Source organism: Legionella anisa (assembly GCF_001467525.1).
Lineage (GTDB): Bacteria > Pseudomonadota > Gammaproteobacteria > Legionellales > Legionellaceae > Legionella > Legionella anisa.
Map to the genome: position 1 here is coordinate 14,007 of NZ_LNXS01000053.1, position 850 is coordinate 14,856.

Genomic DNA, 850 nt, shown 5'->3' on the forward strand with positions numbered 1-850 from the left:
TCGATGTTCATCAATAAATTTATTAGCAATTTGTCTATATTCATTAATTTCAACTTTTGCAAAATCAACAGCATTATTACTTTGATGTGATGAAATAAAATCAAGCAAGTATTCGGTATTGTTTGCTATTTTTTTTCTCATAGAAAGGAATAGAAATAAGAAATTAAAAAGAAATATTCCAAGTACGATCAATAAAATTAACAAAAGACCATAGGACACTGGCAAAGTATAGATAGAATTATATTGCTTACTTGCAACCACCGAGCCCAATATCTTTTCATCATTTTTAATTAATGTTATACCAGAAACTTGCCCGTTATCTTTTTTGCATAGAAGGTAATTGCTTTTGCTGTTTTCTTCGCAAGTACCTACATCTTCTATTTTATTTTTTAAAGGAACAAATTTTATTGAGTCTAGTTTGCGTTCATTACCTAAATTGTATAGTACTAAATCAAGAGCATCCTTATTATTAAGCAGCTGATACCTACCAATTTCATCAGTGGTAAATGAGTCATTAATAATTAAATTTCTGGAAAAGATACTCATCTGATTATGAAAATAATCTTTTGCAAGCATGAGTATAAATCCAAAAATAATAAATTGGATTAGAGCAGAATATGCCATTTTCTTGATAAAAATTGCTTTGATTGAAGAGCTTTTATTTTTCATAAGCATATCCATTGCTATTAACTGATAAAATAACGTAATTGGTCGATCGATAAAATTGACCATTATTTAAATAAGCCCCGGTAATGCCAATATAATCAGTACTTAATATGCTGTTTGTATTGACGATACCGGTTCTATTCAATGCTTTCAAAATAATCTTCATCGAATCATAAGTGTATGC

The 850-nt window shown here is 28.5% G+C and carries 2 pseudogenes; both read right to left on the minus strand.

Annotated elements, in window-relative coordinates:
- A pseudogene (locus Lani_RS19590) lies at window positions 1-669 on the minus strand (sensor histidine kinase); the annotation flags it as partial.
- A pseudogene (locus Lani_RS20310) lies at window positions 659-850 on the minus strand (ABC transporter substrate-binding protein); the annotation flags it as partial. The pseudogenes Lani_RS20310 and Lani_RS19590, both read right to left, overlap by 11 nt.